The sequence below is a fragment of the Paenibacillus sp. FSL H7-0940 genome (genome assembly GCF_037979415.1).
GTDB lineage: Bacteria > Bacillota > Bacilli > Paenibacillales > Paenibacillaceae > Paenibacillus > Paenibacillus amylolyticus.
Map to the genome: position 1 here is coordinate 6,338,660 of NZ_CP150280.1, position 14,190 is coordinate 6,352,849.

Genomic DNA, 14,190 nt, shown 5'->3' on the forward strand with positions numbered 1-14,190 from the left:
TTATATATTTTGAGTCTACTCGTATTGCTTCTATATAATCTGGAACAAAAATAGTGTAGAGGATACTTCATTAAGAAGTATCCTCTACACTATTTATAATATTAAAATTGTCGGGCGCTGATATTCATATCCATTTTATGACCTGTTGAACTATAGATATAAACTTTGACGTTTGTTGTGCCTATGACACCTATTCTTGTTGTTTTTTGAGTCCCTTTCTTGATTGGAATATCAATGGAGGAAAGATTGCCCACAGTAAGTTTGGCATAAATAGTATCCGTACTATTGTTTTGAATCCAAACATCTGCATCTTCCCCATTGTCAGGAACCAATGTGAATGATTTTTCGTACGCATTGTAACTGCTGTAATTGAATGGTCTGATAAGCTGTACATCCATTGGATTGATAATCGAATCCTCAGTGTTCTCCATAGTGATTGGAGAAGTAGTGAGAGCATCTTGCACTCTATCCTCTAAATCAACAGCACTAGCTGGATGTGCAGAAAGTAATATGGACAAAGCTACGCCTGCACCTAAAATTATGTTGAATAACAATGTAATTTCCTCCTTATTCAGTGTTATGTAATAATGTTTCAATTACTTACATGATCGTGTTGTCGAATTATTACATACATTCCTCTTTCACGGTGACATTCTCATTGGTTACAGTGACGTAGGAATTGCCGGACAAGTATTCGGTATAACCGCAAACTGTTTTGTTATAGGTTTTTCCGCGGCTGTCCGTAAACGCCAAGGAGACGGCCCCCTCCCCGGAACGTTTCAGCTGCGGAGCGAATTTCACGTTTGCTCCGCTGGGAATATCTTTTTTGAATATGTAGATGGAGCCACTCTCATTGTTGTTAAATGAGTTGTCGCCTTGAACTAGACTAGCCTGAATATGGGTGAGGTCATAGTCGGACTGATTGTAGATCGTGATCCTTAAGTGGCGAAAGGGATCCACTGCATTCAGAAAGCTCATAAAAGCGACTATGGCGATTCCGAGTATGATAGCGGATAAGATAATTGTTTTCTTTTTGGAGAATCGGCGACGTGTGTTCAATATGATCCACTCCTTTCCTTCATGAGGTATAAACGATGGGAAGAGATCAAAAGTTATAAATAAAATGGATGAATATGAAAATTGAAGTTCGAATCGTCAGAATAACTTCATGCGCTTAATAGGAGAAAAGGATACAATAAGATACTAGTAGTGCAAAAAGGGCTGCACAGAGATCATACATAATCAAGATCACTCGAAATAAGGAGGGGAATAACTTGGAACTTTCTCCAATGAATCAGGAAGATTATGCGAGTTTTCGCATTCGATCGATTAAGGATTTTGCAGAAGAAAAAGTAGAAGCGGGTACCTGGGCTGAGGAAGAGGCACAGCAACTGGCGGAGGAATCTTATGAACGTTATCTGCCAGAAGGCTTGAACACACCCGGAGCGTATCTCTACAATCTGGTGCATCCTGTGGACGGCAATGTAGGGTATATCTGGTTTAATATCACGGATAATCGTCGTGGAAAAGATGCTTTTTTGCTGGATATTGTGGTTGAAGAAGCACACCGTGGTAAGGGATACGGAACAGAGACGATGCAGGCGCTTGAACAGACGGCCTTGAGTCTTGGCGTGGATCGCATTGGTTTGCATGTGTTTGGACATAATGTGCGGGCGAGCAGCCTGTATCGCAAGATGGGATATGAGGTAACGGACCTGACGATGTACAAGGAAATCAGAGGGTAAATCTAAAAACGGATAATATAGGCCAAACTTAAGATCTGCGCAAAACGAATTATCAGCATTAACTGGGGATTTCGGGAAGCGGAAGGGACTCTGGTCGAATTGGCGAAGTTCCTTGATGCCTTGAGGTTTGTCATATATAATGTATAGGATTATCCATACCGAACAAGTAATCAATGAGGAGTTGTCATATACATGGCTTTGAAAGCAGGAATTGTAGGGCTTCCGAACGTCGGAAAATCTACGTTGTTTAACGCAATTACACAAGCAGGTGCCGAATCGGCAAACTATCCGTTCTGTACAATTGACCCTAACGTGGGGATCGTTGAAGTACCAGATGAGCGTCTGGACAAACTGACAGAACTCGTTGTACCTAAGAAAACAGTACCAACGGCGTTTGAGTTTGTAGATATCGCTGGTCTTGTTCGCGGTGCGAGCAAAGGCGAAGGTCTCGGTAACAAGTTCCTTGCCCACATTCGTGAGGTAGATGCGATTGTACACGTGGTACGTTGCTTTGTAGATGAGAACATTACACACGTCGATGGCAAAATTGACCCGGTAAGCGACATCCAGACAATCAATCTGGAGCTGATCCTGGCCGATATCGAGAGTGTTGAGAAGAAAATCGATCGCTCCAAGAAAAACATGAAGGGCGGCAACAAGACTGCCTCTCAAGAAGTAGAAGTATTGGAGAGAGTGAAGGCTGTTCTGTACGATGACAAGCCGGCACGTAGCATGGAACTTACGGATGATGAGCTTCTGATCGTGCGCGATCTGCACTTGCTTACCCTGAAGCCTGTTCTGTACGCAGCCAATGTAGCTGAGGACGAAATCGGCGACGTGGCGAACAATGCTTACGTGCAAAAAGTAAGAGAATTCGCAGCTGCTGAAAACGCAGAAGTGGTGCCGATCAGTGCAAAGGTTGAAGAAGAGATTTCTGAGCTGGAAGGCGAAGATAAACAAATGTTCCTGGAAGAACTCGGTATCGAGGATTCCGGTCTGAACCTGTTGATCAAAGCGGCTTACAAATTGCTCGGTCTGTACACATACTTCACAGCAGGTGTGCAGGAAGTTCGTGCGTGGACAATCCGTAAAGGTACCAAAGCACCTGGCGCAGCGGGTGTCATTCACACCGACTTCGAACGTGGATTCATCCGTGCAGAAGTGGTTTCCTACGACGATCTGGTTTCAGCGGGTTCCATGAACGGTGCCAAAGAGCGCGGACAACTTCGTCTTGAAGGTAAAGAGTACGTTGTAAATGACGGTGACGTTATGCACTTCCGTTTCAACGTATAGGTTGTTACACGTTTATATGTAGATTCAATAACATGACCCTGCGACCTTCTCGTGAAGTTCGTGGGGTCTTTGACTTAGAGTTTTGCAGATGAGGAACAAGAAAAAACATTGGGATTAGGTTGGTCGCCTTGCAATCCGGTGGTTTTTCATTCGTTTGATTGAAATTCGCCGTGGTCGCCCACCGGCCTTTGTTAGAGAAGTCACGATGTTAGCGCATCGTGGCTTTTGTTTATTTTACATTTCGGAACAACATCGAACAACAATTTCATTTTGTATTTCGCAGCACCAAAAATTAGTTCATCCGCATGCGGAACAGTTACTATTCAGAACCATAAGAATATGCTATAATTAAGAGTCGTATACCACGTTAAAATTCGCGCTTGAACAGATGAGCTTAAGCGAGTTTCATACAGGGTACGCGATTTCTTGATTTCACTTTAAAAGTAAAGGATTTGATGACGTTGTAGCGATGTTATACGTCGATCATACAGGAATGTGAATACATGCTGCAGTCAGGGGATTCGGTGAGAATCCTGTGCGTTGTGGAATATAGATTATAGATGTTATGAATAATGAAACCGAAATAATTATTAAAAACGATATTTGCATGGACAAAATAATGTGTGAGGTGACTATACATGTTGGATAAATTACAGGCGTTAGCCGACCGTTATGACAAGTTGAGCGAGCTTTTGTGTGACCCGGATGTGGCAAGTGACAACAAAAAGTTGCGGGAATACTCCAAAGAACAATCCGATCTGCAACCAACTTATGAAGCGTACAATGAATACAAACAGGTAAGTCAGGATCTCGAAGCTGCCAAGGAAATGCAGGGTGAGAAACTGGATGATGAGATGCGCGAAATGGTCAAAATGGAAATTGACGAACTGAGCACTCGCCAGAAGGAATTGGACGAATTGATTCGTGTACTCATGCTGCCAAAAGATCCGAATGACGACAAAAACGTTATTGTTGAGATTCGCGGAGCAGCTGGTGGAGATGAAGCAGCGTTGTTTGCAGCAGATCTGTATCGGATGTACACACGTTATGCAGATGCACAAGGCTGGCGTGTAGAGCTGATGGACGTTAACACAAATGATCTCGGTGGATTCAAAGAGGTTGTTTTCCTGATCAACGGACGCGGCGCTTACAGCAAAATGAAATACGAAAGCGGCGCACACCGTGTGCAGCGTATTCCAACAACTGAATCCGGCGGACGTATTCATACGTCAACTTCAACGGTTGCGGTTATGCCTGAAGCCGAAGATTTTGATATTGAAATTCATGACAAAGACATCCGTGTTGATACGTTCTGTTCCAGTGGTGCCGGTGGACAATCGGTTAATACGACGAAATCCGCAGTACGGGTAACGCACGTTCCAACGGGAATTGTGGCGACATGTCAGGATGGAAAATCACAGAACTCCAACAAGGAAAAAGCGTTGCAGGTTCTGCGTACACGTATTTTCGATATGAAACGTATGGAAGAGGAAGCAAAGATCTCTGTTGAGCGGAAAAGTAAAGTGGGAACGGGCGACCGTAGTGAGCGTATTCGTACGTACAACTTCCCGCAAAGCCGTGTGACGGATCACCGTATCGGTCTGACGATGCACAAGCTGGATCAGATCATGAACGGGGAGATTGAAGATATCTTGTCTGCACTGACGATTGCTCAGCAGACCGAGTTGATGGATAGAGGAGAATAATCTGTGACCCGCGCGCAGTTTGTCATGACGCTGGAACAGAGCTGTCGGGAAGCCTTCGTTGAGGCTTCCTCTTTTTTGGAGAAGTGCGGCGTGTACGAGCCGCAAAACAATGCCCGGCTGCTGTTGGAACATGTACTCGGCGTTTATGGCGCCGCGTATTACATGATGCAGCCGGAGCCTTTTCCCAGCGAGCATCGCAGCAGCTGGGAGGACGCCGTCACGCGCAAGGCTGCGGGTGAGCCGGCGCAATACATTATCGGCAGCCAGGAATTCTATGGGCTGCCGTTCGAGGTCACGCCGGCCGTACTGATTCCGCGGCCGGAGACTGAGCTGTTGGTCGAGGCTGTGCTGCGCGAAGCCGACCGCGTGTTTCCTGACGGCGCTCCGCTCGCCGTCGATATTGGCACGGGCAGTGGTGCCATCGCGGTGACGATGGCTTCACTGCGCCCGCGCTGGCAGGTAGGCGCCGGGGATCTCTCGGCGGCTGCCCTGCAAGTGGCCGCGCGGAACGCGGCCGCGAACGGCGTACAGATCGACTTCCGTGAAGGCGATCTGCTGGCCCCGTTCGCCGGGGCACGGGTGGACATCCTGGTGTCCAACCCGCCATACATCCCGGCGGCTGATATCGCCGGGTTACAGCAAGAGGTGCGCGATCATGAGCCGCGCATGGCATTGGACGGCGGTCCGGACGGGCTTGCACCGTACCGTATCATGCTGGAGCAGTTGGCGCTGTTGCCTGCGCCGCCGCAGATCATTGGTTTTGAGCTGGGCCAAGGGCAGGCTCGCGACATCGCAGCTTTGCTTGAAACGGCGGGACATTGGCCGGAAATTATCATTGTACCGGACCTTGCCGGAATCGAGCGGCATGTCCTGGGTGTTCGTACTTCGGAACAGGTGACGAAAATGTAAGGTTCCGCGGGTTTTCTTTTTGCCGTGAAATCCTCTACAATGAGATATACCGAAGATTTCTGAATGCTTGGGGGAACATAATTACATGCTGCACAAATTTAAAAAGATAGACTATTCTATTGTCTTTATACTCGTTATTCTGATGGGTATCAGTATTTTATCGATTTACAGTACAACGTTTGGTCGTCCAAAGCTGGAGGGACTCCCGAAAAGCGCAGTGATCTTTTATATTTTGGGCTTCGTAGTCTTTTTTGGGATGTCGATGATCAACTATAAATTCATAATCAAAAATTATTTATATATCTATGGCGTGGGGATGCTCCTGCTCATATTCGTTATGTTCTTTGGTAAGGAGTATTATGGTGCAAAAGGTTGGCTGTCCATCTTCGGGGTCAGTTTGCAACCTGCTGAATTGTTCAAGTTATGCCTGATTGTGTTTTTATCGGCCTTTTTGGCCCGAAAGAAGAACCGTCCGCTCTATTTTGGACGTGACGTTATTCCGATTTCGCTCTGTGTTCTGCCGCCGTTACTACTCGTATTGCTTCAAAATGACTTGGGAAATGCATTAAGCTATGTAGTCATTCTTGTGGGCCTACTGTGGATTGGTAACATTAAATTTACGCATGCCCTCATTGGCTTTATGATCGCAGTGGCTGCTTTTATCGGTGGTACACAGGCGTATATTCATTACCATGATGAGATTGTTAAATTCCTGAATGACATTGGACGTTCGCACTGGGCGGATCGTTTTGATCCTTGGCTTGTACCAGAGCTGACCTCAAGAGATGTACTCTGGCAGACGTATAATGCAAAGCTTGCAATTGGTTCTGGTGGGATTACAGGCAAAGGTTATATGGAAGGCACGACGATTCAGTCAAATCGGGTGCCGCTGGCCTATGCTGACTCCATCTTTGTGCAGATTGGGGAAGAATTTGGTTTCATCGGTGCCTCGGTACTGCTTCTCCTGTACTTTATCCTGATTCACAGGCTGGTGCTGATTGCACTGGAGTGTAAGGATCGCGCGGGGCCTTATCTCATTGTTGGGATCATAGCGATGCTGCTTTACCAGATCTTTGTTAATATTGGTCCATTCATTGGTCTGATGCCGTTGACAGGGATTACGCTGCCGTTTATCAGTTCGGGTGGTACCTCCATTATGATCAACATGATCAGCATGGGTCTTGTGATGAGTATTAAGGTCCACACGGAAGAGAATGAGGATATTCTTGGCTCTGCGGAACAACCGAGTATTACGGATCTGGTGAGAAAATTGCTAAGACGCAAGCCGTCCCAGCAGGAGCAATAACGTTTCTGAGTCAAACCGTGAAATAGCACGTCAGATTTATGTATATAAGCTAGATAACTATAGAACCCTGGAACAGACCAACCCAAGTTACATTGGGTGGATGTTTTGGGGTTTTTATTGTTTTTACGGCGTAATTCAGGCCGTTGAATAGTTCGTTTTTTAACCTGAAACGACCCTGATTTCCATTTTATTATCCAATTATATACAATGGTAATATTGAGTTCAATTGGAAATCATAGAATGCTAGATTTCAGGGGGATGGACAGAGTCATGTTGAGAATGTTGAAAAAGATGGACGGTGTTATTCTTTTTGTAATGCTGTTGCTCATGATTATTAGTGTATTTGCGATTTATAGCGGAACGCAGACAGATGCCAACTTGGCGAATCATCATGTCAAAACGATGTATTTCTATGTGGCCGGGTTCATTGCGGTGCTTGTGATCGGGCTTGTAAATTATAAGTTATACGTGAAATATGCGTTTTATTTGTATGGCTTGGGGATCATACTACTGATCTTGGCCAATGTCCTGGGAAGTTCAATCAATAACGCCAACGGTTGGCTGAAGCTGGGCGAAAACTTTTCTTTTCAACCGGCAGAGTTGTTCAAGATGATTCTGATTTTGTTTCTCGCCCATTTGATCGTGAAGAGACAACGAGGCACGCTGAAATTTTGGAGAGATATTGTGCCGATTGGCTGTTGGGCGTTTATTCCGTTTGCCCTTGTTATGGCTCAGAATGATTTGGGGAATGCGCTGGGGTATGTGGTGATTCTGGCTGCGGTATTCTGGATCGGGAATATGAGGCTGAAGCACGCATTGATTGCACTGGCGATTGTGGGAGTGGCGTTCTTTGGTTTTGTCAAAGCCTATACCTTCTACCATGATGAAGTATTCACTTTTCTTGAGAAGATAAAACGTGAGCATTGGGCGGAGCGGATTGATCCCTGGCTTGTACCGGAAAAGGCTACCTCAAAGGCTTCCTGGCATACGAAAAATGCAGGTTTAGCCATCGGTTCAGGGGGCATCATCGGCAAAGGTTATTTGCAAGGAACATCCGTTCAGAGTGGACGAGTCCCCTATACGTATTCTGATTCCATTTTTGTTGTGATCGCAGAGGAGTTTGGGTTTGTTGGTGCATCCGTACTGATTCTGTTGTACTTTATCCTGATCCACCGCATGGTGCTGATTGCTCTGGCATGTAGAGATCGCGCGGGACCCGTCATCATTGTAGGTATTATCGGAATGTTGTTGTATCAGGTGTTTGAGAACGTGGGGGCGTTCCTCGGACTGATGCCACTCACAGGTATTACGTTACCGTTCATCAGTTACGGCGGCACCTCTTTGCTTATTAATATGGCTTGCATCGGTGTAGTCATGAGCATTAAGTTGTACGGGCAAGAAGAGGAGGATGAACTTCTGATGGGAGAGCAGCAACCCCGGTTGTCGGAACGTTTATGGAATATGCTCAAGAAAGAGAAAAGTGCTGTGTAACTGTTGAGTCGGTGTAGGTGAAAAGTAAAGCGGTGAGACGTATAACGTGATCGTTTATAGGAATGAAGAGGTTGATTTGCCCTGTAACCAGGTGCGGATCAGCCTTTTTAACATGATGGGTGAGAAAGTGTGAATGAGAGATGAAAGAAGCAATGCATAGGTGTCTTCGAGCCTGCTGTAGGCTGAGGCGAACCTGAAAGAGTTGGAAATAGAGTGTTGAGCATTGTGTGGAGCTTCAGGTGCCAGCTGTTAGGAGTTAAGAGTTAGGTGGTGTTAGGAGCTAACGAACCACACACGTCTTATTCGGGGATTTGAAGTGTCTGGAGAAAACTAAGGAATCTGAGACACGTTATATCAGCATAAACAGCCTTCTGTAGCGTGTTGATCAGATAACTTTGGGGAATAACGTGCCTCATGTTCCTTACAATTTCAAAAGAATACCTGAAGGGCAAATAAGACGTCCTCGGTTCTTTAGAACATCGACTGGTCACTCGCGAGAGTCATTCGCCTAGGGTCAGCCAGTACAGTCTTCAAGGCTTTTTGGACGCTGACATTTTGTCATCGTATAACTTGCCTGGGTTTAACCACACATTCTAGTAGTACGTGTTCAAAAAGTTGGGTTTTCAGTACCGAGAAGATGGGATGAGGCTAGAAATGGAGTAGTGGAGCGTAGGATAAACTACGTGAGCAATCAAAATGGTTCTTTGGTAAACATACTCCGTAAGGCTCCCGCTTATTTCGGCTGAATTTGATATTCGACGTTGATGATGCAGCTGGGCATCCTTCGTAATCAAAAGCAGACTTTTTGAACAACCTCTAGTAGATTTATTACAAATGCTAGGTTTACTTCCTTCTCTACCGGGCATACTGATAGACATGAGAGAGTTGCAGGCAACGTGATCAGAGAGCCGAGGGGGAGAACGGAATGAGCAGAAGAATTGTAAAGCAAATTGGACTTATTATTGTATGTCTTATGTTGATTATCATGATGTGGGAAGGTCAGAAAACGGATGCAGCTGTGGCGGCCACAGCAATTCCGGAACAATCGATTCGCTTGCGTATTCTAGCAAACTCGGATGCACCGGGAGATCAATTGGTGAAACGTGAGATTCGGGATGCTGTCGTTGCTCAGATGGGCGAGTGGGTAGCCGAACTGGAGAATCCGCAAAGTCTGGATGAAGCGCGCAAGGTTATTCGTGAGCATTTGTCCGAGATTGAGAATAGAGTAGGAGAAGAGCTGGCCAGTCGCGGTTTAAATTATGAGTATCAGGTGGAGCTGGGTTCCGTTCCGTTCCCGACCAAACTATATGGTGGCACTGTGTATCCTGCCGGAGATTATGAAGCGGTTCGGATTACGCTGGGCGAAGGAAAAGGTCAGAACTGGTGGTGTGTGTTGTTCCCGCCGTTGTGCTTCATTGATGCAGGGACCGGGGATGCACTGGCGAAACCTTCAACCGTATCAGCCGCAGCAACTGAACCAGGAGATGCCGAGGCATCTGTGCAGGGAGACACACCGGAAGCGAGATTCTTTCTGTGGGATATGGCTGTGAAACTATGGAGTTGGGTAACTGGATTGTTCTCATAACAACGTATTTATAATATAGTAGAGGGCGACTTCGATTCAGGGAGCTGCCCTTTTAATATGAATTAGTGGTGAATTTCCGGGCGAAGTTTGAAGGGCATCCGAGTTGGGACAGGTATGTTATAATTACTTATAGTGCGCGTGTTCAAAAAGTCTGGTTTTCAGTACCAAGAAGATGGAATGAAGCTAGAAATGGAGTAGCGGAGCGTAGGCAAACTACGTGAGCAACCAAAATGTTTCCTTCGGAAACATACTTCGTAAGCCCCCGCTTATTTCGGCTGAATTTCATATTCGACGTTGATGATGCCGCTAGGCATCTATCGTAATCAAAAGCGTACTTTTTGAACAACCTCTTATATTGAATATGGATATGAACTAACCTACTTGAAGTTTAGGAATGATGATATATGAGCAGAGAAAACGAACCAGTGCAACACACCTCTGAGATGAGGGATGATAGAGAAGAACGTGATATGAAAGCTCCGGGAGAGCTGGTCACTGAGATGTGGGATGTACGCGTCTTGGTGAGCGCTGAGAACGATCACGGATTGGGTAATATTGAAATGTTGGATGTGAAAAAGGGGAGCGCCGATCAACAGGCGCTCGCCGACTTGCAGGCTGCCGCAGCCTGCATTCGTCAAGGTCAGACGGTGGCCTTTCCGACCGAGACGGTCTATGGCTTGGGTGCCGATGCGCGTAGCACAGCAGCCGTGGAGGCTGTATTTGTCGCCAAAGGCCGACCTTCCGACAATCCACTGATTGTGCATATCGCGCACCGTGACCAGTTGGATTCGCTGGTCACGGAAGTGAATGAAACGGCGGAAGCGCTGATGGCGGCCTTCTGGCCGGGACCACTGACGCTGGTGCTGCCGGTTAGGCCGGGGGCGGTGTCCCCACGTGTCACCGCCGGTCTGGACACGGTGGCCGTGCGCATGCCGGACCACCCGGTGGCTTTGCAGTTAATCGCGGCGGCGGCATGCCCTGTAGCTGCGCCAAGCGCCAACCGCTCCGGGCGGCCAAGCCCGACACTCGCGTCTCATGTACGCGAGGATCTGGATGGCCGCATCGGCGGCATTGTGGACGGCGGCCCCACCGGGGTGGGCGTCGAGTCCACGGTTGTGCAGGTCGGTGACGACGGTACCGTCACCATCCTGCGTCCTGGCGGCATTACGGCGGAACAACTGTCCGCCGTTGCCGCCCGTGTCGCCACGGACCCCGCGCTACTCGCGGAGGGGGCCGATGGCGTGGGTAGCCCGGCGCCGCGCTCGCCGGGCATGAAGTACACGCACTACGCGCCCGCAGGGGCGCTGTGCGTGGTAGAGGGGCCGCCCGCAGCGGTGGCGACCTGGATCAGCGCCGCCCTCGCAGAGGCGGCGCAGCGCGGAGAGCGCACCGCTGTGCTGGCGTTCGCCGAGCACGCGGAGCAGTACCGCGCCGATGCCGTGTTCTCGCTGGGTGACGCCAGCGAGCTGGAAGAAGCAGCGCGCCGGCTATACGCCGCGCTGCGCAGCTGCGATGAGCAAGGCGCCACATATATTGTGGCTGAAGCCTGCTCACGCGAAGGGCTGGGAGCAGCCGTCATGAATCGGCTGCTCAAGGCTGCGGGGAACCAACTCATACAAGTTGGCAACCAGCGCCCCTTATAACCTCTCCTGATCATACAGTCAGGAGAGTAATCACTCTTTTTCCAAAACAAAATCAAGATTCTATAAAGCCAGCAACTGACCAGACATCCGTCGCCGTTTGCCTTTCATCGGTCATGTTTAGGTCCTTGTCCGCATATCGTGTACAAGAACCTTTACGTGACTTGGGGGTATGGGGATGTGGGATGTGTCTGCCCATGTAGGGCAGTTGGTAACCATTTTGATCATGGCTATTGCGCTTGGCCTCGATGCGTTCTCACTCGGGATCGGAATTGGCATGAAGGGCATTCGGCTGCGGGATGTATTGCGAATCAGTATTGTAACGGCGCTATTTCATATCATCATGCCGCTCATCGGCATGTATATGGGCAAATACGTTAGCTCCCTGCTCGGTGACATTACGACGTATGCGGCAGGTGGATTGCTTGTTTTGCTGGGTGCTCATATGATTCTGAATGCATTCCGTGAAGGCGATACAAAGCTGGTGGACCACCGTTCCCTGCTCGGCGTTGTTTTGTTCTCCCTCAGCGTAAGTGTGGATTCATTCTCCGTTGGCGTATCCTTAGGGATGTTCAGCAGTGATCTGATCTTAACTGTACTTGCTTTCGGTGTGTGTGGCGGGGTGATGTCGGTTATGGGTCTGCTATTAGGCCGTCGGGTGAGCCAGAATCTCGGGGATTACGGCGAAGCAATTGGTGGCGCAATCTTGCTTGCGTTTGGACTTTTGTTTATATTTTAGAATAAAACTTGAGATATCATATCATTCGCATCATATGTAAAATGGGGAGGCTAACACAATGAAACATATTTTATTCGTGTGTACAGGAAATACGTGCCGCAGCCCCATGGCAGAGGGGCTTTTGCGAAAATTGGCATCGGAGCGTGGCATTCAGGTAGAGGTTCGCTCCGCAGGTGTGGCAGCAACGTCGGGTATGCCGATCTCCCGACATGCTGAAGCGGTTTTGAGAGATCATAACGTTGAAGGTCCACCTCATTCCACACAGCTTAGCTCTAACCTGGTAGGTTGGGCCGATCTGGTTCTTACATTAACACGGAGTCATAAGCAACATGTCATGCAGGTTTTTCCCGATTCAGTCCACAAAACCTATACATTGAAAGAATATGTGGAGGATGATGAACAGGTATTAAGTGATGTTCAGGAGTTGGACAGCCTGTTTGCAACGCTTGAGATGAAACGTGCCCTTGGCCAAGAGATCCTGGCATCGGAGCGTGAGCGAGCCATTGAGATTAGACAACGAATTCCAAGTTTCGACATCTCCGATCCGTTTGGGGGAAGTCGTGATGATTACAATATAGCTGCAGCTGAGATTCGGACGGCATTGGACCGGCTTTTGGATAAGCTGGGATAATTCTGATCCTGCGAGGCAGGTTATAGAAATAGGACACGTGATGTAAATTAACCGTTGATTTTAGCCGCGGGTTGTTTTATGATGAAGGGGAAAACAGGGATCCGGTGTAACTGGCGACGAAGTGGGCATAACCACGATGGAGCACCGGAACAAACGGCCGGTCGCCTGGGCAAAAGAGCAATTCTGCGTTACCCGCAGACTGCTCTTTTTTTCGTCTTTCATCTGATTATTCGCTATAATAGTACCTGAGATGCCGTGCAAGAATACGAAGGACAACCAAGAGACAGCGGGCATGATTTTATCGGGAGGCGATAATAGGATGACTATAGAGTTAGATTCGGAACAACCCGGATTGCAGGAACAGACCGCGTCTATTCTGCATGAACTGGCGCTTGCCGGACAGCTTGGGCCTGGACAGATCGTTGTGATCGGTACAAGCACAAGTGAAGTCGCAGGCGCTCGGATTGGTACGAGTGGTGCCATTGAAGTGGCACAGCAGCTTCTTGCGGGTATACGCGAGGTGCAGGAAGAGTTCGGTTTTGACACGGTATTCCAATGTTGTGAGCATCTGAACCGTGCGCTGGTAATGGAACGTTCTGTGCTTACTCGACTTGGATTGACCGAGGTTGGTGCTATACCCGTGCCCAAGGCCGGAGGTTCAATGGCATCCGCAGCATATCGTTCGCTGACCGATCCATGCCTGGCTGAACATGTGCAGGCCCATGCGGGACTTGACATTGGGGAGACGATGATTGGGATGCATCTCCGGCATGTAGCCGTACCCTATCGTACAGCGCTCCGCTATGTTGGAGATGCTCGTGTAACCACAGCGTTGACCCGTCCGAAGTTGATTGGCGGCGAACGCGCGGTGTATCGTGTGGAAGAACAACCAGATTCGACATTTTGTGACTGATATCTTCAACCAATATAAAGCTAAATTAGACTTTACACGAAAACGGAGAGTGCAACACCAATCTGAAGAAGCGAAGTGTTCGCCTTTATCCCCAGATTTTCCCCTTATTATAAGGGAGTTCAGAAAAAATCCGGGGATAACAGCGATCGGAAGATGGTGATGCAATCGAAGTCAGGAGTGTAACCACTGTAGTTTCGCTTTATAACTTCACTTATACCTGGGAGGAATTTAA

The 14,190-nt window shown here is 48.0% G+C and carries 13 protein-coding genes and 1 riboswitch; of the genes, 11 read left to right on the plus strand and 2 right to left on the minus strand.

The window, feature by feature from the left end; genetic code table 11:
- Positions 1–101: 101 nt before the first annotated feature.
- Positions 102–554 (minus strand): hypothetical protein, encoded by a 453-nt coding sequence (locus tag MHB71_RS27895; RefSeq protein WP_340028236.1) that lies wholly within the window; start codon positions 552–554, stop codon positions 102–104.
- 70 nt (positions 555–624) lie between these two features.
- Complete coding sequence (locus MHB71_RS27900; RefSeq protein WP_340028237.1) at positions 625–1,059, minus strand: hypothetical protein; 435 nt, start codon at positions 1,057–1,059, stop codon at positions 625–627.
- A 215-nt stretch (positions 1,060–1,274) separates the two neighbouring features.
- On the opposite strand from MHB71_RS27900, the gene MHB71_RS27905 reads away from it, so the two are divergent.
- From MHB71_RS27905 to MHB71_RS27955, 11 genes are all read left to right on the plus strand, one after another.
- Complete coding sequence (locus tag MHB71_RS27905; protein ID WP_340028238.1) at positions 1,275–1,745, plus strand: GNAT family N-acetyltransferase; 471 nt, start codon at positions 1,275–1,277, stop codon at positions 1,743–1,745.
- Positions 1,746–1,937: 192 nt separating this feature from the next.
- The gene (gene ychF / locus MHB71_RS27910; RefSeq protein WP_340028239.1) at positions 1,938–3,038 is read left to right on the plus strand and encodes a redox-regulated ATPase YchF; all 1,101 of its coding nucleotides are present in this window, start codon (positions 1,938–1,940) and stop codon (positions 3,036–3,038) included.
- A gap of 638 nt (positions 3,039–3,676) precedes the next feature.
- Positions 3,677–4,744 (plus strand): peptide chain release factor 1, encoded by a 1,068-nt coding sequence (gene prfA / locus MHB71_RS27915; protein WP_017691918.1) that lies wholly within the window; start codon positions 3,677–3,679, stop codon positions 4,742–4,744.
- Between the two features lie 24 nt (positions 4,745–4,768).
- Positions 4,769–5,653 (plus strand): peptide chain release factor N(5)-glutamine methyltransferase, encoded by an 885-nt coding sequence (gene prmC / locus MHB71_RS27920; RefSeq protein WP_340030234.1) that lies wholly within the window; start codon positions 4,769–4,771, stop codon positions 5,651–5,653.
- 85 nt (positions 5,654–5,738) lie between these two features.
- On the plus strand, positions 5,739–6,959 hold the full coding sequence (locus tag MHB71_RS27925) for an FtsW/RodA/SpoVE family cell cycle protein (RefSeq protein ID WP_076254008.1): 1,221 nt from the start codon (positions 5,739–5,741) through the stop codon (positions 6,957–6,959).
- Between the two features lie 270 nt (positions 6,960–7,229).
- The gene (locus tag MHB71_RS27930; RefSeq protein WP_047840705.1) at positions 7,230–8,450 is read left to right on the plus strand and encodes an FtsW/RodA/SpoVE family cell cycle protein; all 1,221 of its coding nucleotides are present in this window, start codon (positions 7,230–7,232) and stop codon (positions 8,448–8,450) included.
- Positions 8,451–9,375: 925 nt separating this feature from the next.
- A complete protein-coding gene (gene spoIIR / locus MHB71_RS27935; protein WP_340028240.1) occupies positions 9,376–10,035 on the plus strand; it encodes a stage II sporulation protein R in 660 nt (219 codons plus the stop codon).
- 560 nt (positions 10,036–10,595) lie between these two features.
- Entirely contained in the window at positions 10,596–11,678 is a 1,083-nt protein-coding gene (locus MHB71_RS27940; protein WP_340030235.1) for an L-threonylcarbamoyladenylate synthase, read from the plus strand.
- Positions 11,679–11,853: 175 nt separating this feature from the next.
- Positions 11,854–12,414 (plus strand): manganese efflux pump MntP family protein, encoded by a 561-nt coding sequence (locus MHB71_RS27945; protein WP_076209792.1) that lies wholly within the window; start codon positions 11,854–11,856, stop codon positions 12,412–12,414.
- Between the two features lie 58 nt (positions 12,415–12,472).
- Positions 12,473–13,045 (plus strand): low molecular weight protein arginine phosphatase, encoded by a 573-nt coding sequence (locus tag MHB71_RS27950; protein ID WP_036612575.1) that lies wholly within the window; start codon positions 12,473–12,475, stop codon positions 13,043–13,045.
- Positions 13,046–13,141: 96 nt separating this feature from the next.
- Positions 13,142–13,223, plus strand: a riboswitch (ZMP/ZTP riboswitch).
- 141 nt (positions 13,224–13,364) lie between these two features.
- Entirely contained in the window at positions 13,365–13,958 is a 594-nt protein-coding gene (locus MHB71_RS27955; RefSeq protein ID WP_340028241.1) for a TIGR01440 family protein, read from the plus strand.
- Positions 13,959–14,190 lie beyond the last annotated feature (232 nt).